Origin of the sequence: Allokutzneria oryzae (genome assembly GCF_042429765.1) — a bacterium.
Lineage (GTDB): Bacteria > Actinomycetota > Actinomycetes > Mycobacteriales > Pseudonocardiaceae > Allokutzneria > Allokutzneria oryzae.
On the sequence record NZ_JBHLZU010000015.1, the window covers coordinates 154,847 to 176,904 of the forward strand.

Here is a 22,058-nt window from a genome sequence, read left to right on the forward strand (position 1 = left end):
CCGCTTCGGCGTCTCAGCCCTTCAGCACCTCCTGCGTGCTGGTCACCTCGGCGAAGTTGTCGTGCAGGTTCACCGCGACCACCCTGGCGATCTCGTCAGCGGTGACGACCGTGCCGTCCCGCGCGGTCTCGTCGAAGGTGAACGTCGCGTCCAGCACGTAGCGGATGCGGTAGCCGAGGTCCCCGCCGACCCGGGTCGTGGTCTCCACGCAACGGTTGGTCTGGATGCCGCAGGTGACCAGGTCGGTGATGCCGCGCTCGGTCAGCCACGCGTGCAGGTCCTGCTCGCCGTGGAAGGCGGAGTGCACCCGCTTGTCGACAACGAGGTCGGGCGTGATCCCGTCGAGCTCGGGCTTGAACGCGTTGCCCTCGGTCCCCGGCCGCAGCGGCGAGCCGGGCTTGTCGGAGTTGTGCCGCACGAAGACGATCGGCTCGCCCGAGCTCTGCCAGGCTTCGAGCAGGGCGCGGATGTTGGCCTCGGCGTCGGGGTTGTTGCGCCTGCCCCAGAAGGCCGCGTCGTCGAAGCCGCGCTGCACGTCGATCACGATCAGAGCTGTCATGCCACCGAGCCTGCTGTCTCGCTGCCGAGGAGGGGAGTGGCAGAACCGGCACGAAGGAGTACTTTCCTGCCATGCGCACGATCGGCCTCCTCGCCCTGCCGGACACCCGCTCCTTCGACGTCGCGGTGACGGCGGAGGTGTGGTGCGTCGACCGCGTGGACTCCGGGATCGGCCCCTTCGAGCTCCGGATCTGCGCGCCCCGCAAGGCATCCGTCGCCCTCCGCCCGGTGGGGCTGCTGCCGCCGACCCACGGCCTTGAGGGACTGGCGGACTGCGACCTGGTCGTGCTTCCGGGTCGCTACGACCCCCTCGCGCCGGTGCCGAAGCCGGTGGTCCACGCGCTTCGCGACTACCACCGAGCCGGCGGAGTCATCGCGACGTTGTGCTCGGGCGCGTTCACCGCTGCGGCGGCCGGGCTGCTCGACGGGCGGCCGGCGACGACGCACTGGCGGCTGCTCACGGCGCTGTCCTCGGCGGCCCCGCTCGCGGAGATCCGGGGCGACGTGCTCTTCACCGACGACGGCACGGTCCTGACCTCGGCGGGAGTCGTCGGCGGCGTGGACCTCTGCCTGCACCTGGTGCGGCGGTCGCTGGGCGCCTCCGTGGCGACCGCGCTGGCCCGCCGCCTGGTGATGCCGCCCGCGCGCGAGGGCGACCAGCGCCAGTTCGTGGAGGCACCCGTGCCCGCACGTCCCGCCCAGGTCGGCATCGGGTCCACAGTGGACTGGGCATCGGCCCGCCTGGAGTCCCCGCTCGGGGTGGGTGACCTGGCCGCGCACGCGGGGATGAGCGAGCGGTCCTTCCAGCGGGCGTTCACGGCGGCGATGGGGACAACGCCGGGAAAGTGGTTGCTGGCACAGCGCATTCGCCACGCGCAGCGGCTGCTGGAGACGACGGACCTCTCGGTCGACCGCGTGGCCCAGCGCTGCGGTCTTGGCACGGCGGTCAACCTCCGCCGCCGCATGCGCTCAGCCCTCGGAGTCACCCCCGGCACGTACCGCCGCACCTTCCACACGGCGTGAACGACGCGGGTGGGGCTAGGGCCTGTCCTGCAAGTCGTCCCGCTCCCCCGAGCCGCCCCCGCGTCCCGGACCCCCGCGCCCCCGTATCCGCGTGAGCCAGCCGGCGTGGCCGGGTGTTTCGCGTTTTGTCACCTTGATGCGCGAAAGAGCGCTCCCATTTCGCATCAAGGTGACAAAACGCGAAAGGAGGGGCGGGTGGGTGAGGGCGCCGAGCGGGGTGGTGAGGGCGCCAAGGGGGGTGGTGTTGCCACTTGCAGGACACGACCTATTCGAGGGCGACGCGGAGGCCGAGGGCGACCAGCACCGCTCCGGTGAGGCGTTCGAGGGTGAGCTTGACCTTGGGGAGGCTGAGCAGGCGGCCCAGCCTGCCCACCAGGAACGAGAAGACCGTCCACCACAGCACCGCCAGCGCCAGGAAGATCGCGGCCAGGACCGCCGAGGTCGCCATGCGGGACTCGCCCGCCGCCACGAACTGCGGCAGCAGGGTCAGGAACAGCAGGGCGATCTTGGGGTTGAGGACGTTGCTCAGCACGCCCTGGCGGAAGGCCGCCGTGCGGGCGACCGGTTCGGTCTCGACCGTGGCGGCCGACGCGGTGAGGCCGCGCAGCCCGTGCCGGGCCGCCCACAGCGCCTGCACCCCGAGCCACACCAGGTAGGCCGCGCCGATCAGCTTCACCACGGTGAACGCCGTCGCCGAGGCGGCCAGCAGCGCGGAGAGGCCGATCACCGCCGCGAGGGCGTGGACCGCGATGCCCGCGCAGCAGCCGAGGCCCGTCCACAGTGCCGCCGCCGTTCCACCACGCACCCCGTTGCGCAGCACGAGGGCCATGTCGGGGCCGGGTGTGACCGTCAACACAGCCACGACGGCCAAAAAGGGGATGAGTAGCTCTGGCACCTCGTCAGGCTAACTCCGCGGGACTACGGTCAGTCCATGGTCGAGTATCGGAATCTTCTCGTCGCGCGTGAGGGCGACGTCGTCCGGATCACGATGAATCGGCCGGAGCGCCGCAACGCGCTCTCCGCCGAGCACCTGGCCGAGTTGCTGGCCGCGTTGCGGGCGGCAGGGGACTCCGACGCGACCGGTGTGGTGCTCGCCGCGGAGGGCAAGGTCTTCTCCGCCGGTCACGACTTCGCCGATGTGGCCGCGCGGGATCTCGACGGTGTGCGGGAGCTGCTGGAGCTGTGCACCGAGGTCATGCGCACCGTGCAGTCGATCCCGCAGGTGGTGGTCGCTCGGGTGCACGCGCTGGCCACCGCCGCCGGGTGCCAGCTCGTCGCGTCCTGCGACCTCGCTGTCGCCGCCGCCTCCGCCGGGTTCGCGCTGCCGGGCGGCAAGGCCGGGTGGTTCTGCCACACGCCTGCCGTCCCGGTCGCCCGCGCCGTCGGCCGCAAGCGCCTGATGGAGCTCGCGCTGACCGGTGATCCGATCGACGCCGCCACCGCCGAGCGGTGGGGCCTGGTGAACCGCGTCGTGCCCGACGAGGAGCTCGACGACGCCGTGAACGACCTGCTGGCGCGCGCCACGCGGGGGAGCCGGGCGAGCAAGGCGGCTGGGAAGCACACGCTGTACGCGCAGCTCGACCGGCCGGAGGCCGACGCGTACGAGATCGCGCTCGAAGCGATGGCCGCGGCTTCGCAGACGCCGGGGGCCAAGGAGGGGATGGCGGCCTTCCTGGAGAAGCGCAAGCCGTCTTGGCCCGACTAGGAGTGCCGTGGTGATCAGCACTGACGGAGTTCTGTCGTCCTCTGGTGAGACGACGCGGGTGTTCACCCCGCTGACCGGCGAGACGCTCGCGATGCTTCCTGTGTCCACTGTGGAGGATGTAGACGAGGCGTACCGGCGCGCGGCCGTCGCGCAGCAGGAGTGGAGCACCGTGGGCCCGCGCGAGCGCGGACAGGTACTGCTGCGCTTCCACGACCTGCTGCTGTCGCGGCAGTCGGAGATCCTCGACCTCGTCCAGAAGGAGTCCGGCAAGACGCGGTGGCACGCCTTCGAGGAGGTCGGCGGGGTCGCGCTCGGCGCGCGGTACTACGGCAGGCGCGCGGAGAAGATGCTGGCCTCCACCAGGCGCTCCGGCTTCCTGCCCGGTGTGATCAGGGTGGATGAGGTCCGGCGGCCCAAGGGGGTCGTCGGAGTGATCTCTCCGTGGAACTACCCGCTCGAACTCGGTCTGTCCGACGGGCTCGCCGCGGTGGTCGCGGGCAACGGAGTCGTGCACAAGCCGGACGTCCAAGGCGCGTTGACCGCTTTGTGGGGAGTCCGCCTGCTCCGCGAAGCCGGTCTGCCGGAGGACCTGTGGCAGGTCGTCGTCGGAGACGGCCCGACCATCGGCGGTGCGGTGGTCGATGGCGCGGACTACGTCTGCTTCACCGGTTCCACGCGCACGGGCCGCGAAGTCGCCAAGCGCGCCGCCGAGCGGCTTGTCGGCGCTTCACTGGAGCTCGGTGGCAAGAACGCGTTGCTGGTCTTGGATGACGCCGATCCGGAGAAGGCGGCGGAGATCGCGGTCCGCGCGTGCTTCACCTCCGCAGGCCAGCTGTGCGTCTCCATCGAGCGGTTGTATGTGCACGACGCGATCCACGACGAGTTCATGGAGCGATTCCTGAGGCGTGTCAGGAACATGCGCCTCGGCGTTCGGCTCGACTGGTCGGCGGACATGGGTTCACTGGCCTCGCAGCGCCAGTTCGACGCGGTCAGCCAGCACGTGCGCGACGCGGTGGACAAGGGCGCACGGGTGCTCGTCGGTGGCAGGAAGCGCCCCGACGTCGGTCCGTACTGCTACGAGCCGACCGTGCTCGCCGGGGTGACCGAGGAGATGGACTGCTACGCCGAGGAAACCTTCGGTCCGGTGGTCTCGGTCTATCGATGCTCCACAGTGGACGAAGCAGTGCGCAGGGCCAACGACACCCGCTACGGGCTCAACGCGAGCGTGCTCAGCGGCAACGCCCGGAGTGGACGGGTGGTCGCGGCGCGGCTGAACTCCGGTTCGGTCAACGTCAACGAGGGCTACGGGGCGAGCTACGGCAGCGTGGACGCGCCGATGGGCGGGGTCGGCGAGTCCGGTATCGGTCGGCGGCACGGTGTCGAAGGACTGCTCCGCTTCACCGAGGCGCAGACGATCGCCAGCCAGCGCGGTGTCGGTCTCGGGCGTCCGCCCCTGACCGGGTACCGGTCGTTGGCGCGTGGTTATACGGGGCTGCTGCGGGCTTTCAAGGCGCTGGGCCGTTCTTAGGGTCAGCGTGCCGGAACGACCTCTTCCACCAGCCTGGCAACGGCGAGCACCAGGTCGTCGGAGTGTCGCGGGCCGACGACCTGCAGTCCGACCGGCAGCCCCGCGGCGGTCGTGCCGACCGGCACGCTGATCGCGGGCTGCTGGGTCATGTTGAACGGGTAGGTGAACGGCGTCCAGTCCGGCCAGCTCTGCATCCCGCTGCCCGCGGGCACGTCCGCCCCGGCCTCGAACGCGGGGATCGGCATGGTCGGCGTGATCAGCACGTCGTACCGGGAGTGGAACTCGCCCATCGTGATGCCCAGCGCCGCCCGGTCCGCGTTCGCGCCGAGGTAGTCGCTGGCCGTGTACGTCCCGCCCTGCTCCCACAGCAACCGCAGCCCGGGGTCGAGCAGGTCGGCCGAGCCAGCCGGGAAGCTGTCCAGCCACTTCGCCGCGCCGGTCGACCAGAGCACCCAGAAGGCTTCCTTCGGGTCCTGGAAGCCCGGATCGGCCTGCTCGACGTGCAGTCCCGCCTCGTCGAGCGCGGTCACCGCCGTCGCAACGATCCGCGCGACCTCGGGGTCGACGTCGACGTAGCCGAGCGTCGGTGAGAACGCCGCGCGCAGCCCGCGCACGTCGCGGCGGACGGCCTCGCGGTAGGTGCCGACCAGCTGCGGAAGTGCGCTGGGGTCACGGAAGTCGGGGAGCGCGAGCACGTCGAGCAGCAGTGCGACGTCGTCGACCGAGAGCGCCATCGGACCGGCGTGCGAGAGCGCCCCGAACGGGCTGGCCGGGTACAGCGGGATGCGGCCGTGGGTCGGTTTGAAGCCGACGATTCCGCAGAACGACGCGGGAATCCGCACCGAGCCGCCGCCGTCGGTGCCCACCGACAGCGCGCCCATGCCCGCCGCCACCGCGGCGGCGCTACCGCCACTGGAGCCGCCGGCCGTCCGCGCCGCGTTCCAGGGGTTCCTGGTGATCCCGCACAGCCTGCTGTCCGTGACGCCCTTCCAGCCCAGCTCCGGCGTGGTGGTTTTTCCCAGTAGCACCAAGCCGTTCTCGCGCAGCCGCGCGGTGACCGGGCTGTCGACCTCCCACGGCTGGTCGGCCTCGATGCACTTCGAACCGCGCAGCGTCGGCCAGCCCTTGCTGAGGAACATGTCCTTGACCGAGGTCGGCACGCCGTCCAGCCAGCCGATCGGATGGCCGTCCCGCCAGCGCGCCTCGGACTCCTTCGCCTGGGTCATCGCCGCGTCCGCGTCGACGAGGCAGTAGGCGTTGTAGTCCTCGTCCTTGCCTTCGATGGCTTCCAGGGCTGACTTGGTCGCCTCGACCGGCGACAGCTCGCCTGCGGAGTAGGCGGCTGCCAGTTCGCTTGCCGTCAGCAGAGTGCTCGTGTTCGGGGCCATGACCCTCCTCAGCGTGAGCTCGGCACGTAGCCCAGCTGCTTGTCGACGACATTACGAAGCTCGCGACCGGACCGCCACCGCTGAAAGTTGTCCGTGAACACTTCGACGAGCGCGTTGCGCCATCCGGCGAAATCGCCTGACATGTGCGGTGACACAAGCACGTTCTCCATAGTCCACAGTGGACTGTCGGTGGGAAGTGGCTCGGTGTCGAAGACGTCGAGGGCGGCTCCGGCGATGCGACCGGTCCGCAAGGCCTCGACCAGGTCCGACGTGATCACCAGCTCGCCGCGGCCGACGTTGACCAGCCGCGCGCTCGGCCGCATCGCGTTGAAGGCCCGCGCGTCGAACATGCCCCTGGTCTGTTCGGTCAGCGGTGCCACCAGGACCACGAAGTCCGCATCCGGCAGATGTCTGGTCAGCTCGTCCGAGGCGTGCACGGTGCCGAAGTCCGGGTCGTCCGCCCGCGCGCGGCGGCCGACCCCGGCCACGTCCAGCCCGGCGGCGCGCAGCAGCGCTGCGATGGCCCTGCCGATCGGCCCGGTGCCGACCACGAGGGCACGTTTGCCGGAAATCCGCTCAGTTTCCCTGTGCAGCCAACGTTTCTCGCTCTGAAGTTGCGACGATCGAGCGAAATCCTTGGCGAAGGCGAGGAGCACGCCGAGCACGTACTCCGCGATCGACTGGTCGAAAACGCCGCGCGAGTTGGTCAGCACCACCTCGCTCGCCCGCAGTTCCGGGAAGAGCACGGGGTCCACTCCCGCGCTGGCGATGTGCAGCCAGCGCAGGCGGTCCGCGCCGTGCCAAGCCCCAGGTACGGCGGTGGAGAGGAAGTCGTAGACGAACAACGCGTCCGCGCCGCGCAGTGCCTCCGCGAGGCCGTCCTCGCGGGTGTAACGAACCACCGCCGTTGCCTCGATCCCTTGCATGTCCGGCGGCATCTTGTCGCCGTGCAAGACGGTGAGCACTGGGGTTTCGGGCACGTTGACACGCTATGAGTCGCTCGTATGATTGTCAACAATCCGAGGAGTCACCCCGGAGGCCACTCCTAATGAACCCTGGGAGCCCAGCCTTGGATTTGGATCTTCTGGACTTCGACGGGCCGCTCGCGCAGCGCGGGATCGGCGTGATCGCCCCGTTCGACCTGGCCCTGGAGCGCGAGCTCTGGCGCTGGGTGCCGATGGAGGTCTCGCTGCACCTGGCCAGGACGCCGTACGAGCCGGTCCCGGTCAGCATGGAGATGGCCAGGCTGGTCAGCAACAGCACGCACCTCGCCGCGGCGACCAGGGACGTGCTGCACGTGGAGCCCGAGGTCGTCGCCTACCTCTGCACCTCGGGCAGCTTCGTCAACGGCGTGGACTACGAGCGCTCGCTGTGCAAGGCGATCTGCGCGGCGGGCGCCCCGGACGCGGTGACCACCTCCGGCGCGCTCGCCGAGGTGCTGCACCAGCTCGACCTGCGCTCGGTCTCGGTGATCACCCCGTACGACGAGGACCTGACCAAGAGCCTCCAGGCGTTCCTGGCCGAGCTCGGCGTGACGACGGTGTCCAGTGACTACCTCGGCCTCGGCGGCGGCATCTGGAAGGTCAGCTACCGCACGATCGCCGAGCGCATCCTCGCCGCGGACCACCCCGACGCCGAGGCGATCTTCGTCAGCTGCACCAACCTGCCGACCTACGACCTGATCGAGCCGTTGGAGCGCAAGCTCGGCAAGCCCGTGCTGACCGCGAACCAGCTGACGATGTGGGCCTGCCTCAAGCGGATGCGGCTGCCGATCGTGGGGCCGGGCAGCTGGCTCCGAGAGGTCTCCTGAGTGCACTAGGATTGTCGACAACCCTTGCTGGAGGAACCCGTCATGCCGACGATCGGCTTCATCTACCCCGACCACGCGGCGGAAGACGAGTACCCGTTCGCGGCGAACCTCCTCGGCGACGGGATCCGGCTCCCGGTCGCGCACATCTACGGCACCGACCTGCACGCCGTGCCCGAGCTGCTGGACCTCGGCAGCGAGGAACGGCTCGCCGAGGGCGCCCGGCTGCTGGCAGGGCACGAGCCGGACGCGGTGGTGTGGGCGTGCACCAGCGGCAGCTTCGTCTACCGCTGGGACGGCGCGACGGACCAGGCGGCGAAACTCGCCGAAGCGGCGGGGAAACCGGCATCCAGCACGTCTTTCGCCTTCGTCAACGCGGCGCGGGCGCTCGGTGTGGGCCGGGTGGCCGTCGCCGCGAGCTACCCGGCCGACGTCGCCGAGTACTTCGTGGAGTTCCTCGGCGCCGGTGGCGTCCAGGTCGTCGCGATGGGCAGTGAGGACATCGACACCGCGGCCGAGGTCGGCAGGCTCCCCGCGCACGCCGTGATCGAGCTGGCGCTCTCGCACGACCACCCCGACGCCGAGGCGGTCCTGGTGCCGGACACCGCGATGCGCACGCTCGGCGTGCTGAACGAGATCGAGACGCGGCTCGGCAAGCCGGTGCTCAGCGCGAACCAGGTGACGATCTGGGAGGGGCTGCGGCTGGCGGGCGCGCCGGTCACGACCGACACGCTCGGCACATTGTTCCGCACAGGAGGTGCGTGATGGCGCTGCCGGATATCGAGCCGGTCAGCAGGGAGTCCACCGCCGAGATCATCGCGCGCCAGCTCCGCAACGCGATCATGTACGGCTCGCTGCCGCCGGGCACGCAGCTCGGCGAGACCGAGCTGGCGTCACGGTTCCAGGTCTCCAGAGGACCGCTGCGCGAGGCCATGCAGCGCCTGGTCTCCGAAGGCCTGCTGCGCGCCGAGCGCCACCGCGGGCTGTTCGTGATCGACCTCGGCCCCGGCGACGTCTACGACATCTACTCGGCGCGGTCGGCGATCGAGCGCGCCGCGGTCATCCGGATCATGCGCGGCGACCGGGAGGCCGTGGCGCGGGTGCTGGACGAGACCGTGCGCGCGATGGCGGCCGCCGCCGATGACGACGACCCGACGGCGTTGTCCGAGGCTGACCTGAAGTTCCACGAGGCGCTGATCGCCGCCTCCGGCAGTCCCCGCCTGGTGCGGATGGCGCGGACGCTGCTGATCGAGACGCGGATGTGCCTCGCCGAGCTCCAGCGCACCTACCAGGCGGTGGAGGAGCGCGTCGTCGAGCACAACCAGATCATCGAGGCGATCCGCGCGGGCGACGAGAACCTGGCCCTGACCCGCCTGGAAGCCCACATGGAGGACGCCGTCCAGCGCCTGGCCCCCGGCAACAGCCTCCACACCGGCGCCGCCCCCGCGGTCTGACCCGCCATTCGCGGGCTTATGGACGCTTCGCGGGACGCGAAAAGGTCCATAAGCCCGCGAATGGCGGGAAAGGGAGGGGTTAGGCGCGGGAGAAGGAGAGGGTTTCGCCTTCGACGCCGCGCAGCCAGAGGTCCTGTGCGGCGGCGGCCATCTCCGCCAGGCCCTCCTCGATGGTGGCGAAGACGTTGCCCGGCACCCAGCCCGCGTCGCCGTTGATCAGCAGGTTGTTGCGGCCGTAGAAGATCGCCAGGTCGGTGGCGCCCTGGTCGCTGTGCGCCTCGCTGTCGTCCTCGTAGCCGTAGGCCGGGTTGCCGATCTCCCACGCCTCGAAGCCGAAGTAGACGACGTCGCCGGGGATCGGTGTGACGGTCGGGTTCTCCCTGCCGGGCTTGGGGTTCGCGAACGGCGGGACCAGCGTGTAGACCTCGTTGCGTGCGTACTTGGCGTGGTAGGCCGATCCGCTCTGCGGCAGTGCGTCCCACACCGCTTCGCAGGTGCGCGGGGCCTCCGCGTCGAGCAGCCGGGCACGGCAGGACACGCCGCGCTTGTCCAGAGCGATGGTGATGTAGCGAGCCACGGACTGGTCCCTCTCAGTTCTTGGTGACGGAGGCGACGGCGTCGGCCCAGATCTCCAGGGCCTCGTCGACCTGCTCGGCGGTGACGATCAGCGGCGGGATCATCCGCACCACGTTCATGTGCGCTCCGCAGGTCAGCAACAGCAGCCCGCGCTCGGCGGCGGCCTTCTGCGCGGCCTGCGCGGTCGCGTTGTCGGGTTGGCCGTCCTCGGTGGTGAACTCGGAGCCGACCAGCAGCCCCAGGCCGCGCACGTCCCCGATCCGCGGGGTCTTGTCGGCGACGAGCCGGGCGCCTGCGAGCAGCTGCTCGCCCCGCGCCGCCGCGTTCTCGACGAGCCCCTCGTCCTTGATCACGCTGAGGGTCTCCGCGGCGGCGGCGCAGGAGACCGCGTTGCCGCCGTAGGTCCCGCCCTGCGAGCCCGGCCACGCCTTGCTCATCAGCTCGGTCGAGGCCGCGATGCCGGAGAGCGGGAAGCCGCTGGCGAGGCCCTTCGCGATGACGACCACGTCCGGGCGCACGTCGAAGTGGTCGTGCCCCCAGAACTTCCCGGTGCGGCCGAACCCGGTCTGCACCTCGTCGATCACCAGCAGGATGCCGTGCCGGTCGGCGCGCTCGCGCAGCCCGGCGAAGAAGGCGGTGTTCGCGGGCACGTAGCCGCCTTCGCCGAGCACCGGCTCGATGAAGAACGCCGCGGTCTCGTTCGGCGCGGTGACGGTGGCGAAGAGGTAGTCCAGCTCGCGCAGCGCGAACTCCGTCGCGGTCTCGACGTCCCAGCCGTAGCGGTAGGCGTTGGGGAACGGCGCCACGTGCACGCCGCCCATCAGCGGTGAGAAGCCCGCGCTGAACCGGGTTCCCGACGTCGTCATGGTCGCCGCGGCGACCGTCCTGCCGTGGAATCCGCCTTGGAACACAACGACATTCGGCCGACCGGTCGCCTGCCGTGCCAGCCGCAGAGCGGCCTCGATGCCCTCGCTGCCGGAGTTGGCGAAGAACAGCGAGTCCAGACCGGGCGGCAGCACTTCGCCGAGGCGCTCGGTCAGGTCGAGCAGCGGCTTGTGCATCACGGTCGTGTACTGGCCGTGGATCAGCTTGCCGATCTGCTCCCGCGCGGCGGCGACGACGCGCGGGTGGCAGTGCCCGGTGCTGGTGACGCCGATTCCGGCGGTGAAGTCGAGATTGCGCCTGCCGGTGGTGTCGTGGAGGTAGACGCCCTCGCCGCGTTCGACGACGACCGGGGTGGCCTGCTTGAGCAAGGGGGAGAGCTGGGCCATGACAACGACACTCCTTTGAGGGGCAGCGAGGGGTGTTGTAGATTGTCAACAATATTCGTAGCATGGCGTTCGGACCGACGCAATGAACGCCATCTGCGAGGAGCGGGATGTCCGAGATCAGCGAGACCGGCGTGGTCAACGCGGTCACCAAGGAACTGTTCATCGGCGGCAAGTGGACGTCGGCGGCGGGAGGGAAGACCTTTCCGGTGCTCGACCCCTCGAACGGCGGGCTGCTGTGCGAGGTGGCGGACGCGTCTCCGGCCGACGGCAAGGCCGCGCTGGACGCGGCGGTCGCGGCACAGCCCGGTTTCGCCGCGATGCCACCGCGTGAGCGCGGTGAGATCCTCCGCCGCGCCTACGAGCTTCTGTTGGCGCGCAACGAAGAGCTAGCGCTGCTGATGACGCTGGAGATGGGCAAGCCGCTGGCCGAGGCGCGCGGCGAGGTCGCGTACGCGGCGGAGTTCTTCCGCTGGTTCGCCGAGGAGGCCGTGCGCATCGACGGCGGCTACGCGGTGGCGCCCAACGGAAGCGGCCGGTTCCTGGTCACCAAGCAGCCGGTCGGCCCGACCCTGTTGATCACGCCGTGGAACTTCCCGATGGCGATGGGCGGCCGCAAGATCGGCCCGGCGATCGCGGCGGGCTGCACGACGGTGATCAAGCCCGCCGAGCAGACCCCGCTGTCCATGCTCGCGCTGGCCGGGATCCTCGCCGAGGCGGGGCTGCCGGACGGCGTGCTCAACGTGGTCACCACGAGCGACGCGGGCGGTGTGATGGAGCCGCTGATCCGGGACGGCCGCGCGCGCAAGCTCTCCTTCACCGGATCGACCGCTGTTGGCCGCACACTCCTTGAGCAGTGCGCGGAAAAGGTCCTGCGCACCTCGATGGAGCTCGGTGGCAACGCGCCGTTCCTGGTCTTCGACGACGCCGACCTGGACGCCGCGATCGACGGCGCCATGCAGGCGAAGATGCGCAACATCGGCGAGGCCTGCACCGCCGCGAACCGGTTCTACGTGCAGCGCGGGGTCTACGACGAGTTCGCCCGCCGTCTGACGGAGCGCATGTCCGCGCTGGTGATGGGGCGTGGGACCGAGGACGGTGTCACGGTCGGCCCGCTGATCGACCCGGCGGCGGTGGAGAAGGTGAGCGGCCTGGTCCTCGACGCGACCGAACGCGGGGCGAAGGTGCTCACCGGCGGAGTGGCGGTGGAGGGGCCGGGCAACTTCTACCCGGCGACCGTGCTCACCGACGTGCCGCTGAACGCCAAGATGGCCTCGGAGGAGATTTTCGGCCCAGTAGCACCGATCTCGGTCTTCGACACCGAGGACGAGGCGGTTGCCGCGGCCAACAACACCGAGTACGGCCTGGTTTCCTACCTCTACACCAACGACGTGAAGCGGGCGCTTCGCGTCTCGGAGCGCCTTGAGGCGGGGATGATCGGCCTGAACCAGGGCATCGTGTCCAACCCGGCGGCGCCGTTCGGCGGCATCAAGCAGTCCGGGCTCGGCCGCGAGGGCGGAACCGTCGGCATCGACGAGTTCCTGGAGATCAAGTACATCGCGGTGAGCCTGTGAACACCTACGAGATCGCCGCGATCCCCGGCGACGGCATCGGCGTCGACGTCACGGTCGAGGCGCGCAAAGTCCTCGACAGAGCCGCGGAACTGTTCGATTTCCGTCTACAGTGGACCGAGTTCGACTGGAGCTGTGAGCGCTACACCCAGACCGGCAGGATGATGCCGGAGGACGGCATCGACCAGCTCGCCCGCTTCGACGGCATCCTGCTCGGCGCGGTCGGCTTCCCCGGCGTCCCGGACCACGTCTCACTGTGGGGGCTGCTGATCCCGGTCCGCAGGGCGTTCGCGCAGTACGTCAACCTGCGCCCCGTCCGGCTGCTGCCGGGAACCACCTCGGTCCTGTCCGGCCGCGGTGCCGACGAGCTGGAGATGGTGATCGTCCGGGAGAACTCCGAGGGCGAGTACTCGGCCATCGGCGGTCGCCACAACACCGGCCAGCCCAGCGAGTTCGTGCTCCAGGAGTCGGTGTTCACCAGGGTCGGCGTCGAGCGGATCATCCGCTACGCCTTCGAGCTGGCCCGCACCCGCGGCGGCCGGGTCTGCTCGGCGACCAAGTCCAACGGCCTGATCCACTCCATGCCCTACTGGGACGAGATCTTCGCCGAGGTCGCCGCGGAGTACCCGGAGGTCCACAGTGAACAGTGCCATGTGGACGCGCTGGCCGCCCGCATGGTCCAGCACCCGGACCGGCTGGACGTGGTGGTGGCATCCAACCTCTTCGGCGACATCCTCAGCGACCTGGCGGCGGCGGTGACCGGCGGCCTCGGCATGGCCCCGTCCGGCAACATCAACCCGCCCGGCGAGCACCCGTCGATGTTCGAGGCCGTCCACGGCAGCGCCCCGGACATCGCGGGCAAGGGCATCGCCAACCCCGTCGCCCAGGTCCTCGCCGCCGCGATGATGCTGGAGCACTTGGGTGAAACCGTTGCGGCACAAGCGGTCAACGCGGCGGTGGAGAAGGTGCTCGCGGAAGGGGCGGTGGCGACCCCGGACCTCGGCGGCACGTCCACCACCGAGGAGCTGGGCAGCGCGATCACGGAGGCGTTGCGCGCCGGATGAGGGACGTCGCGAGCTCGGGCGCCTCGTGATGGGCGTCGTACCCGGCCATCGACGCGGTCCCCCTCGTGACGACGAGGGGGACCGCGTCCGTCGGTACGCGGCGAAGAGGTCGAGCCCCGCGTAGTGAGCGGGATCGGTGGGGTTGCCGTGTCCGTCGATGCGAGCAAACGGATGCCTGTGGTGTCCAAGCACATCGACAGTCAGTCCACAGAGGACGAATGGATCCGCTGTGCGCCGCCGCCCGGCGCCGCGAGAGCGCTCAGCGGCGCTCGTGCAGGAGCAGGAGCGTGTAGGCGGCGAGGGACTGCGCGTCGGTGATCTCGCCACTGGCGATCATCGACTCGAACTCCGCGCGGGTGAACCAGGCCGTCCGCATGTCCTGCTCCTCGTGCTCGCGCTCCGGCTCGCCCTGCTCCAGCTCCGTCGCCAGGAAGACGCGACCGCGCTGGCTGGACATGCCCGGTGCCACGTCGAGCAGGCCGAGGTCGGTCATCTTCCCCGCGCGCAGGCCGGTCTCCTCGCGCAGCTCCCGCACCGCCAGCTCCGTCGGCTCGCTGTCCGCCCGTTCCGGGGCCGTGCCCTGGGGGAACTCCCAGCGGCGCAGGTTCAGCGGGTAGCGGTACTGCTCCACGAGGTGGAGCCGGTCCCCGTCCAGCGGCACGATCAGCGCGTACTGCGGCTTGTCCACGACGCCGTAGATCCCTCGGGAGCCGTCGGCGCGGAGGATGCCGTCCTCGCGCACGGTCATCCACGCGTTGGCGTAAACCTCACGACTGTCCAGCTTCTGCACGGTCACCATGCTGCCAGTCGTTGAGCCGGGACCGGTGCACGCCGTAGAGGAAGTACACGCCGAGCCCGACCGCGGTCCAGATCCCGAACGCCAGCCAGGTCGCCGACTTCAGGCCCGCGACGAGCAGGACGCACAGCCCGAGCCCGATGATCGGGGTGATCGGCATCAGCGGCGCGCGGAAGCTGCGCGGAAGGTCCGGCCTGGTGCGGCGCAGCACCAGCACGCCGATGTTGACCAGGGCGAAGGCCACCAGGGTGCCGATGCTCGTCGCCTCGGCGAGCTGGCCGAGCGGGACGAACGCGGCCAGCGCCGCGACCACGCCGCCGACCACCAGGGTGTTGGTCGTCGGCACCGAGCGCTTGCCGACCCTGGAGAACATCGCGGGCACCAGGCCGTCGCGGGACATCGACACCAGCACGCGTGTCTGTCCATAGAGGACGGTCAGGACCACGGAGGCGATCGCGATGACCGCGCCGAAGGCCAGCACCGTCGACGGCCAGCCCGCTCCGGTCACCTCGCGCATCACCGCCGAGAGCGTCGCCTCCTGGCCGCCGAGCGCCTCCGAGCCGACCGCGCCGACGGCGGTGACCGCCACCAGGACGTACATCGCGGTCACGATGCCCAGGGAGATCACGATCGCGCGGGGCAGGTCGCGCTGCGGGTTGCGGGCCTCCTCGCCCGCTGTGGACGCCGCGTCGAAGCCGATGAAGGAGAAGAACACCGCCGAGGCCCCACCGGTGATCCCGGCGATGCCCGCGGGCGCGAACGGCTCCATGTTGTCCGAGTTGAAGGCCGTCACCGTGACCATGACGAAGAAGACCAGCACCAGCAGCTTCAGCACGGTGGTCACCGTGGTCACCACGGCGCTCTCCCTGGCGCCGCCGATGAGCACCACCGTGGCCAGCAGCACCACGATCGCGGCGGGCAGGTCCACGATCCCGCCGGCCGAGGGGGAGCTGGCCAGTGCGTCGGGGATGCGCAGGCCGATCGCGGAGTCCAGGAACTCGTTGAGGTAGCCGCCCCAGCCGACCGCGACGGCCGCGACGGAAACCCCGTACTCCAACAACAAGCACCATCCGCACAGCCATGCGACGAACTCGCCCATGGTCGCGTAGGAGTAGGAGTACGCCGAGCCGGAGACCGGGACGGCGCCCGCGAGCTCTGCGTAGGACAGCGCCGAGAACAGGGCCGCCAGCGCCGCCAGCACGAAGGAGAGCACCACGGCCGGTCCGGCCTGGGGCGCGGCCTCGCCGAGGACCACGAAGATCCCCGTGCCCAGCGTGGCGCCCACCGACAGCGCGATGAGCGGGATGAGTCCGAGACTGCGTCTCAGTTGGGTGTTGGCGCCTTCGGCGGTGATCCGTTCGACGGGCTTGGTCCGCAACAGCGACTGGAGCGTCAGCGACACGGGCGGGGACGGTACCGGCAAGACGCCCCCGCGCCCTACCGCCATTCGTTCGTGGGTTTGATCAGACTTCTGATCTGCGCAAACGACCTGAGTTCCGGTGGTCGGGTGGTGCGAGCGGCCCGGGTGTGATCCGCCCCCGTAGCCTCATGGCCGTGCGTCTGGTCATCGCTCGTTGCCAGGTCGACTACGTCGGCCGCCTCACCGCCCATCTGCCCATGGCCCAGCGGCTGTTGCTGATCAAGGCGGACGGCTCGGTCTCGATCCACTCCGACGACCGCGCGTTCAAGCCGCTGAACTGGATGAGCCCGCCGTGCTGGCTGATCGAGGACCCCGGCACCTGGGTGGTGCAGAACAAGGCCGGCGAGAAGCTGGTGATCACCGTCGAAGAGGTCCTGCACGACTCCAAGCACGAGCTGGGGCCCGAGCCGGGGCTGCGCAAGGACGGCGTCGAGGCGCACCTGCAGGAGCTGCTCGCCGAGCACGTCACCACCCTCGGCGAGGGCTGGACGCTGGTGCGGCGCGAGTTCCCGACCGCGATCGGGCCGGTCGACCTGATGTGCCGCGACGGCAAGGGCGCCTCGGTCGCGGTGGAGATCAAGCGGCGCGGGGAGATCGACGGCGTCGAGCAGCTGACCCGCTACCTCGAGCTGCTCAACCGCGATCCGCTGCTCGCCCCGGTTCGCGGGATCTTCGCGGCCCAGATCATCAAACCGCAGGCCAGGGTGCTCGCGGAGGACCGCGGCATCGAGTGCGTGACCCTGGACTACGACGCACTGCGCGGTATCGAACCGGACGAGTTCCGCCTCTTCTGAATCCTTTTCGGATCCTCCGCTCGGCGGGCTGTGGGCCGCGCCGGGGTCGGCTACTGTCCTCGAATTAGTGGTCGGTCGCAACAAATTCGACACACTCGCGAAGTCGAGTGTTCATTTACGCGTGCACGTGCGGTAGCGTGCGCGCCGTTGCGATCGTGGTGATTGCTGTTCGAAGGTGTTGACTTGGGAGGTAGGGCGGCGTGATCGAACTCGCCAAGTCGGACCTGCGGCTCGATGCGAGCTGGCTGGACTACACGCTGCTCGGCGTGTACTTCGCGCTGGTGCTCGGCATCGGGTTCCTGGCCCGGCGATCAGTGTCCAGCAGCCTGGACTTCCTGCTCTCCGGGCGGTCGCTGCCGGCATGGGTGACGGGTCTGGCCTTCATCTCGGCCAACCTGGGCGCGCTGGAGCTGCTCGGCATGACCGCCAACGGCGCGCAGCACGGCATTCCGACGGTGCACTACTACTGGATCGGCGCCATCCCGGCCATGGTCTTCCTCGGCCTGGTGATGATGCCGTTCTACTACGGCTCCAAGGTGCGCAGCGTCCCCGAGTTCCTGCGCCGCCGCTTCGGCCCCGGCGCGCACCTGGTGAACGCGCTGAGCTTCGCCGTCGCCCAGGTGCTGATCGCCGGCGTCAACCTCTTCGCGCTCGCGCTGATCATGAACGCGCTGCTCGGCTGGTCGATCCCGGTGTCCATCGTGATCGCCGCGGCGGTCGTGCTGACCTACACCACCCTCGGCGGCCTGTCCGCGGCGATCTACAACGAGGTGCTGCAGTTCTTCGTGATCGTGGCCGCGCTGCTGCCGCTGACGATCATCGGCCTGACCAAGGTCGGCGGCTGGCAGGGCCTGGTCGACAAGATCACCGCGAGCCCCGGCGGCGCCGAGCAGCTCTCCAGCTGGCCCGCGACCAGCCTCACCGGCATCGGTGACGCCACGCTCAGCGTGCTCGGCCTGGTCTTCGGCCTCGGCTTCGTGCTCTCCTTCGGCTACTGGACCACGAACTTCGCCGAGGTCCAGCGCGCCATGTCGGCCAAGAGCATGTCCGCGGCCAAGCGCACCCCGATCATCGGCGCCTACCCCAAGGTGCTGATCCCGGCGATCATCGTGATCCCCGGCATGATCGCCGCGGTCGCGGTCCCGGAGATCGCCGAGCTCAAGGCGGGCGCGACCGGCACCGGCGTCGAGTACAACGACTCGATCCTGTACCTGATGCGCGACCTGCTGCCCAACGGCTTCCTCGGCGTGGCGCTCGCCGGTCTGCTCGCGTCGTTCATGGCCGGTGTCGCGGCCAACGTCAGCTCCTTCAACACGGTCTTCACCTACGACCTGTGGCAGAGCTACGTGCGCAAGGACCGGCCGGACGAGTACTACCTGCGGATCGGCCGCCTCGCGACCGTCGGCGGCATGGTCGTGGCGATCTTCACCGCGTTCATCGCCTCCGGCTACGGCAACATCATGGACTACATCCAGACGCTGTTCTCGTTCTTCAACGCGCCGCTGTTCGCCACGTTCATCCTGGCGATGTTCTGGAAGCGGATGACCCCGGCGGCGGGCTGGATCGGCCTGGTGGCGGGCACGCTGGCCGCGGTGTCGGTGGACGTGATGGCCAGCAACGAGATCATCGTGCTCGCGGGTCAGGGCCCGGCCTTCGTCGGTGCCGGCGCGGCCTTCGTGGTGGACATCCTGGTCAGTGTCCTGGTCTCGCTGGTGACCACGCCGAAGCCGGAGAAGGAGCTGGTCGGCCTCGTCTACAGCCTGACGCCGAAGGCGGACCGGTCGCACTCGGTCACGGGTGAGGACGCGGGCTGGTACCGCTCGCCGACCACGCTCGGCGTCGGTGTCCTGGTGCTGACCGCCGTACTCAGCCTCATCTTCATCTGAGCCCGAGGAGACCGACCATGGCTTCACCGACCAAGGCGGGGCTTTTCGACCTGCGCCTGATCATCGCGTTGCTCTTCGGCGTCTACGGGGTGGTGCTGACGATCACCGGCGTCGGCTTCACCACGGCCGAGGAGATCCAGAAGGCCGCCGGGATCAACATCAACCTGTGGGCCGGGCTCGGCATGCTGCTCACCGCGGCGGTCTTCGTCGTGTGGGCCAAGACCCGTCCGATCGCGGTGCCGGGTGAGTTCGCCGACGACGCCGATGGCGCCGGCGAACCGGGGGCTCGCGGCTAGCTCCTGCTGTCGCGTCCCCGGTACGGGTAGACCGGGTTGAAGGCCTCGACGGTCCAGTCGTCGATCCACCGGACCGCGCGGCCGAGGCCGGTGCGGACGAGCTTGCGGCGGGCCGGGCGTGCTGACTGCCTGGTCTGGCGCATCTGCTTGGTCAACTCCTTCGGCGATGTAGTGGGTCGTGCTCCTGCACCCAGTACATCGCCGAAGGCTTCTGGATCGTTCCCGAACCGCTCGGTGACATCGACCACGCTCCGTATCGAAACGGCCCTGATCATGAGGTTCCCCGCACGTGGTCCCGCACGGGTCGCTACCGTGCACGTCGTGCGCAGCCCAGCCAGAACCGCGTGGTCCGCCATCGCCCTGTCCTCGGCGCTTCTGCTCGCCGGGTGCGGGACCCAGGTCGACCTGGCGAAGGTCACCCACTCCAGGACGGTCGTCCCGGCGAAGGTCGCCCCCAGGACGACGCAGCCCACCGGTCCCGCGCGTCCGGTCGAGCCCGCCTTCGCCGTGGAGAAGCAGCGCCTGATCGACCCCTGCGGCCTGCTGGAGCAGCAGGTGCTCGCGCAGTTCGGCACGCCGGTCACCAGCCGCCCCAGCGGCTTCGCCGACTGCGGCAACTACATGAAGGACGGCTCCGGCAAGTCGCTGAGCATCACCGTGCGGCTCGGCCAGGACATGCTCAGCAACGAGGTCAGCAAGGCCACCAAGAAGGTCGGCGGCCTCAACGCCTCCGAGTCCACCTCGGGTTCCTCGTGCTTCGTGCGGGCCGTGACCCAGGAGGCCCCGCGCGCCATGGGCATCACCATCCAGGTCTCCTACGAGGGTGACGGCTGCGACGTCGGGCGCCGCCTCGGTGAGTCCGTGATCAACAAGATCCGGACCAGCCCGCCGCTGCGGACGCCGGAGAAGGGGTCGCTGACGGTCGTCGACCCGTGCACGAGCCTGCCGCAGAACACCCCGATCGAGCAGCTCGGCGGCGTGCCGAGCCAGAGCGGCTACGGCCTCTACCAGTGCAACTGGCGGCGCGACGACACCACGCTCGGTGTGGAGTTCTCCCTGGACAGCAACCCCAAGGACCGCAACTACGGCCCGAAGCCGGAGGAGCTGACCCTCGACGGCGTGACGGTCTACCAGCGCAAAGAGGAGAGCTACGCGAAGACCTGCAAGCTGGAGTGGCTGCACCGCGACACCGGTGGCGGCAAGGGCGAGGTGGTCGAGGTCAAGGTGGACAGCACCAAGAAGTCCGACGTCGACCTCTGCGGCAAGGCGGTCGCCTCGGCGAAGGCGCTGCTGCCCAAGCTGCCCAAACCGTGATCTGTGGGGCCGGTCACAGAGGGTCTCCCCTCGGCACCGAACTGTTGCGTACTGTTTGGTAACCGAAAGGTTTTCTGAACTGGCGGGGAGATCGCGATGAGCCAAGCCGTGTCGCAGCACACCGACGATCAGTGGTTCACCTCGCTCGACCCGCGCACCTCAGAGGTGATCGGCAAGCACCGCGTCCACTCGCCCATCGAGGTCAGGGCGGCGGTCACCCGCGCCCGCGAGGCGGCGGCGTGGTGGGGCGGGCTGGAGCCCGCGCAGCGCAGACAGCGGCTGGACGCCTGGCGCGCGCTGGTCCTGCGCAGGCTCGACGACATCGCCGAGCTGATCTGCGCCGAGACCGGCAAACCGCTCGACGACGCCCGGCTGGAGCTCGTCCTGGTGGTCGACCACCTGCACTGGGCCTCCCGCAACGCGGAGAAGGTGCTGCGCAGGCGGCGGGTCTCGCCGGGAAAGCTGATGTTCAACCAGGCGGCGACGGTGGAGTACCTGCCGCTGGGCGTGATCGGTGTGATCGGGCCGTGGAACTACCCGGCCTTCACCCCGATGGGATCGATCGCCTACGCGCTCGCGGCGGGCAACGCGGTGGTGTTCAAGCCGAGCGAGCTCACCCCCGGCGTCGGTGAGTGGCTGGCGTCGACCCTCGCCGAGGTCGTCCCCGAGCACCCGGTCCTGTCGGTGGTCACCGGCTTCGGCGCGACCGGGGCGGCGCTGTGCCGGGCCGGGGTCGACAAGGTGGCCTTCACCGGCTCGACCGCGACCGGCAAGCGCGTGATGGCGGCCTGCGCGGAGTCGCTGACCCCGGTGCTGGTGGAGTGCGGCGGCAAGGACCCGCTGATCGTGGACTCCGACGCGGACCTGGAGGCCGCTGCCGAGGCGGCGGTGTGGGGCGGGATGGCCAACGCGGGGCAGACCTGCGTCGGAGTCGAGCGCGTCTACGTCGTGGACTCGGTGGCCGACCGCTTCACCGAGCTGGTGGTCCGCCGCGCCCGCAAGCTCAAGCCGGGCGGCCAGCCCACCGCGCACCTCGGCCCGATCACCATGCCCGAGCAGGTCGGCGTGATCCGCTCGCACATCGAGGACGCGCTGGACAAGGGCGGTCGCGCACTGGTGGGTGGGCTCGACTCGGTCCGCCCGCCGTTCGTGGAGCCGGTGGTGCTGGTGGACGTCCCCGAGGACTCGAAGGCGGTCACCGAGGAGACCTTCGGCCCCACCCTCACGATCACCCGGGTGTCCGATGTGGACGAAGCGGTCCGACTGGCCAACGCGACGAGCTACGGCCTCGGCGCGACGGTCTTCTCCCGCTCGCGCGGAGCGGAGCTGGCAAGGCGGCTGCGCTGCGGCATGGTGGCGGTCAACGGCGTGGTCTCCTTCGCGGGCATCGCCTCCCTGCCCTTCGGCGGAGTCGGCGACTCGGGCTTCGGCCGCATCCACGGCGCGGACGGCCTCCGCGAGTTCGCCCGCCCGCAGTCGGTGACCCGCCGCCGCTTCTGGGCGCCGCTGCAGCCGAACACCTTCGCCCGCGCCAACGGCACCCTCCGCCGCCTCGTCCGCCTAACCCGCCTCCTCTACCGCCGCTAAACCCCGCCTTACGGCCATTCGCG

The 22,058-nt window shown here is 70.0% G+C and carries 22 protein-coding genes; 13 read left to right on the top strand and 9 right to left on the bottom strand.

Translation table 11 applies throughout. The features are described 5' to 3' along the window. Positions 1-13: 13 nt before the first annotated feature. Positions 14-559: a cysteine hydrolase family protein gene (locus ACFFQA_RS18335; protein ID WP_377853342.1), complete on the bottom strand. Its 546-nt coding sequence runs from the start codon at positions 557-559 to the stop codon at positions 14-16. 71 nt (positions 560-630) lie between these two features. Between ACFFQA_RS18335 and ACFFQA_RS18340 the strand changes: the two genes are divergently transcribed. Next, a complete protein-coding gene (locus ACFFQA_RS18340; RefSeq protein ID WP_377853344.1) occupies positions 631-1,581 on the top strand; it encodes a GlxA family transcriptional regulator in 951 nt (316 codons plus the stop codon). 265 nt (positions 1,582-1,846) lie between these two features. Here ACFFQA_RS18340 and ACFFQA_RS18345 read toward each other — a convergent pair whose 3' ends face one another. Beyond that, on the bottom strand, positions 1,847-2,443 hold the full coding sequence (locus ACFFQA_RS18345; protein ID WP_377853346.1) for a LysE family translocator: 597 nt from the start codon (positions 2,441-2,443) through the stop codon (positions 1,847-1,849). Positions 2,444-2,512: 69 nt separating this feature from the next. Between ACFFQA_RS18345 and ACFFQA_RS18350 the strand changes: the two genes are divergently transcribed. Next, entirely contained in the window at positions 2,513-3,286 is a 774-nt protein-coding gene (locus ACFFQA_RS18350; RefSeq protein WP_377853348.1) for an enoyl-CoA hydratase-related protein, read from the top strand. A 10-nt stretch (positions 3,287-3,296) separates the two neighbouring features. Continuing rightward, a complete protein-coding gene (locus ACFFQA_RS18355) occupies positions 3,297-4,814 on the top strand; it encodes a succinic semialdehyde dehydrogenase (RefSeq protein ID WP_377853350.1) in 1,518 nt (505 codons plus the stop codon). Positions 4,815-4,816: 2 nt separating this feature from the next. Here ACFFQA_RS18355 and ACFFQA_RS18360 read toward each other — a convergent pair whose 3' ends face one another. Both ACFFQA_RS18360 and ACFFQA_RS18365 read right to left on the bottom strand, forming a co-directional pair. Next, a complete protein-coding gene (locus ACFFQA_RS18360) occupies positions 4,817-6,202 on the bottom strand; it encodes an amidase (RefSeq protein WP_377853352.1) in 1,386 nt (461 codons plus the stop codon). 8 nt (positions 6,203-6,210) lie between these two features. Continuing rightward, positions 6,211-7,128 (bottom strand): D-2-hydroxyacid dehydrogenase, encoded by a 918-nt coding sequence (locus ACFFQA_RS18365; RefSeq protein ID WP_377853426.1) that lies wholly within the window; start codon positions 7,126-7,128, stop codon positions 6,211-6,213. A 122-nt stretch (positions 7,129-7,250) separates the two neighbouring features. On the opposite strand from ACFFQA_RS18365, the gene ACFFQA_RS18370 reads away from it, so the two are divergent. From ACFFQA_RS18370 to ACFFQA_RS18380, 3 genes are read left to right on the top strand one after another with little or no spacing between them, the layout of a single operon-like run. After that, positions 7,251-8,012 (top strand): maleate cis-trans isomerase family protein, encoded by a 762-nt coding sequence (locus ACFFQA_RS18370; RefSeq protein ID WP_446681684.1) that lies wholly within the window; start codon positions 7,251-7,253, stop codon positions 8,010-8,012. 42 nt (positions 8,013-8,054) lie between these two features. Next, positions 8,055-8,774, top strand: coding sequence for a maleate cis-trans isomerase family protein (locus ACFFQA_RS18375; protein ID WP_377853356.1), 720 nt, complete (start codon positions 8,055-8,057; stop codon positions 8,772-8,774). After that, entirely contained in the window at positions 8,774-9,463 is a 690-nt protein-coding gene (locus ACFFQA_RS18380) for a GntR family transcriptional regulator (protein ID WP_377853358.1), read from the top strand. Before ACFFQA_RS18375 ends, ACFFQA_RS18380 begins: the two co-directional genes overlap by 1 nt. Before the next feature lie 79 nt (positions 9,464-9,542). On the opposite strand, the gene ACFFQA_RS18385 is transcribed toward ACFFQA_RS18380, so the two are convergent. Together ACFFQA_RS18385 and ACFFQA_RS18390 are read right to left on the bottom strand one after the other, a co-directional pair. Continuing rightward, positions 9,543-10,040 (bottom strand): DUF3830 family protein, encoded by a 498-nt coding sequence (locus ACFFQA_RS18385; RefSeq protein WP_377853360.1) that lies wholly within the window; start codon positions 10,038-10,040, stop codon positions 9,543-9,545. Positions 10,041-10,053: 13 nt separating this feature from the next. Continuing rightward, a complete protein-coding gene (locus tag ACFFQA_RS18390) occupies positions 10,054-11,310 on the bottom strand; it encodes an aspartate aminotransferase family protein (RefSeq protein ID WP_377853362.1) in 1,257 nt (418 codons plus the stop codon). A gap of 107 nt (positions 11,311-11,417) precedes the next feature. Here ACFFQA_RS18390 and ACFFQA_RS18395 point away from each other — a divergent pair, with 107 nt between their 5' ends. Both ACFFQA_RS18395 and ACFFQA_RS18400 read left to right on the top strand, forming a co-directional pair. Beyond that, positions 11,418-12,881, top strand: coding sequence for an NAD-dependent succinate-semialdehyde dehydrogenase (locus tag ACFFQA_RS18395; RefSeq protein WP_377853364.1), 1,464 nt, complete (start codon positions 11,418-11,420; stop codon positions 12,879-12,881). Further along, on the top strand, positions 12,878-13,942 hold the full coding sequence (locus ACFFQA_RS18400; RefSeq protein ID WP_377853366.1) for a tartrate dehydrogenase: 1,065 nt from the start codon (positions 12,878-12,880) through the stop codon (positions 13,940-13,942). Before ACFFQA_RS18395 ends, ACFFQA_RS18400 begins: the two co-directional genes overlap by 4 nt. A 259-nt stretch (positions 13,943-14,201) precedes the next feature. Here ACFFQA_RS18400 and ACFFQA_RS18405 read toward each other — a convergent pair whose 3' ends face one another. Both ACFFQA_RS18405 and ACFFQA_RS18410 read right to left on the bottom strand, forming a co-directional pair. Continuing rightward, a complete protein-coding gene (locus tag ACFFQA_RS18405; RefSeq protein WP_377853368.1) occupies positions 14,202-14,732 on the bottom strand; it encodes an NUDIX domain-containing protein in 531 nt (176 codons plus the stop codon). Next, entirely contained in the window at positions 14,710-16,134 is a 1,425-nt protein-coding gene (locus ACFFQA_RS18410) for an amino acid permease (RefSeq protein WP_377853428.1), read from the bottom strand. The genes ACFFQA_RS18405 and ACFFQA_RS18410 overlap by 23 nt, the downstream gene beginning before the upstream one ends. Positions 16,135-16,292: 158 nt before the next feature. Between ACFFQA_RS18410 and nucS the strand changes: the two genes are divergently transcribed. From nucS to ACFFQA_RS18425, 3 genes are all read left to right on the top strand, one after another. Further along, entirely contained in the window at positions 16,293-16,952 is a 660-nt protein-coding gene (gene nucS, locus ACFFQA_RS18415; protein ID WP_377853370.1) for an endonuclease NucS, read from the top strand. A gap of 200 nt (positions 16,953-17,152) precedes the next feature. Continuing rightward, entirely contained in the window at positions 17,153-18,838 is a 1,686-nt protein-coding gene (locus ACFFQA_RS18420) for a sodium:solute symporter family protein (RefSeq protein WP_377853372.1), read from the top strand. Positions 18,839-18,855: 17 nt separating this feature from the next. Continuing rightward, positions 18,856-19,134, top strand: coding sequence for a hypothetical protein (locus ACFFQA_RS18425; RefSeq protein WP_377853374.1), 279 nt, complete (start codon positions 18,856-18,858; stop codon positions 19,132-19,134). Here the strand turns inward: ACFFQA_RS18425 and ACFFQA_RS18430 are convergent. Further along, complete coding sequence (locus tag ACFFQA_RS18430; protein ID WP_377853376.1) at positions 19,131-19,289, bottom strand: hypothetical protein; 159 nt, start codon at positions 19,287-19,289, stop codon at positions 19,131-19,133. The two genes, ACFFQA_RS18425 and ACFFQA_RS18430, sit on opposite strands and share 4 nt — an antisense overlap. 166 nt (positions 19,290-19,455) lie before the next feature. On the opposite strand from ACFFQA_RS18430, the gene ACFFQA_RS18435 reads away from it, so the two are divergent. Both ACFFQA_RS18435 and ACFFQA_RS18440 read left to right on the top strand, forming a co-directional pair. Further along, a complete protein-coding gene (locus ACFFQA_RS18435) occupies positions 19,456-20,448 on the top strand; it encodes a DUF3558 domain-containing protein (RefSeq protein ID WP_377853378.1) in 993 nt (330 codons plus the stop codon). 96 nt (positions 20,449-20,544) lie between these two features. Then, positions 20,545-22,035 (top strand): aldehyde dehydrogenase family protein, encoded by a 1,491-nt coding sequence (locus ACFFQA_RS18440; protein ID WP_377853380.1) that lies wholly within the window; start codon positions 20,545-20,547, stop codon positions 22,033-22,035. Positions 22,036-22,058 lie beyond the last annotated feature (23 nt).

Excerpts from the sequence above, each read along its gene's own strand:
- ACFFQA_RS18335 (WP_377853342.1), bottom strand. The coding sequence starts at position 559 with ATGACAGCTCTGATCGTGATCGACGTGCAGCGCGGCTTCGACGACGCG.
- ACFFQA_RS18340 (WP_377853344.1), top strand. The coding sequence starts at position 631 with ATGCGCACGATCGGCCTCCTCGCCCTGCCGGACACCCGCTCCTTCGAC.
- ACFFQA_RS18350 (WP_377853348.1), top strand. The coding sequence starts at position 2,513 with ATGGTCGAGTATCGGAATCTTCTCGTCGCGCGTGAGGGCGACGTCGTC.
- ACFFQA_RS18360 (WP_377853352.1), bottom strand. The coding sequence starts at position 6,202 with ATGGCCCCGAACACGAGCACTCTGCTGACGGCAAGCGAACTGGCAGCC.
- ACFFQA_RS18365 (WP_377853426.1), bottom strand. The coding sequence starts at position 7,128 with ATGCAAGGGATCGAGGCAACGGCGGTGGTTCGTTACACCCGCGAGGAC.
- ACFFQA_RS18370 (WP_446681684.1), top strand. The coding sequence starts at position 7,251 with ATGAACCCTGGGAGCCCAGCCTTGGATTTGGATCTTCTGGACTTCGAC.
- ACFFQA_RS18375 (WP_377853356.1), top strand. The coding sequence starts at position 8,055 with ATGCCGACGATCGGCTTCATCTACCCCGACCACGCGGCGGAAGACGAG.
- ACFFQA_RS18380 (WP_377853358.1), top strand. The coding sequence starts at position 8,774 with ATGGCGCTGCCGGATATCGAGCCGGTCAGCAGGGAGTCCACCGCCGAG.
- ACFFQA_RS18390 (WP_377853362.1), bottom strand. The coding sequence starts at position 11,310 with ATGGCCCAGCTCTCCCCCTTGCTCAAGCAGGCCACCCCGGTCGTCGTC.
- ACFFQA_RS18395 (WP_377853364.1), top strand. The coding sequence starts at position 11,418 with ATGTCCGAGATCAGCGAGACCGGCGTGGTCAACGCGGTCACCAAGGAA.
- ACFFQA_RS18425 (WP_377853374.1), top strand. The coding sequence starts at position 18,856 with ATGGCTTCACCGACCAAGGCGGGGCTTTTCGACCTGCGCCTGATCATC.
- ACFFQA_RS18440 (WP_377853380.1), top strand. The coding sequence starts at position 20,545 with ATGAGCCAAGCCGTGTCGCAGCACACCGACGATCAGTGGTTCACCTCG.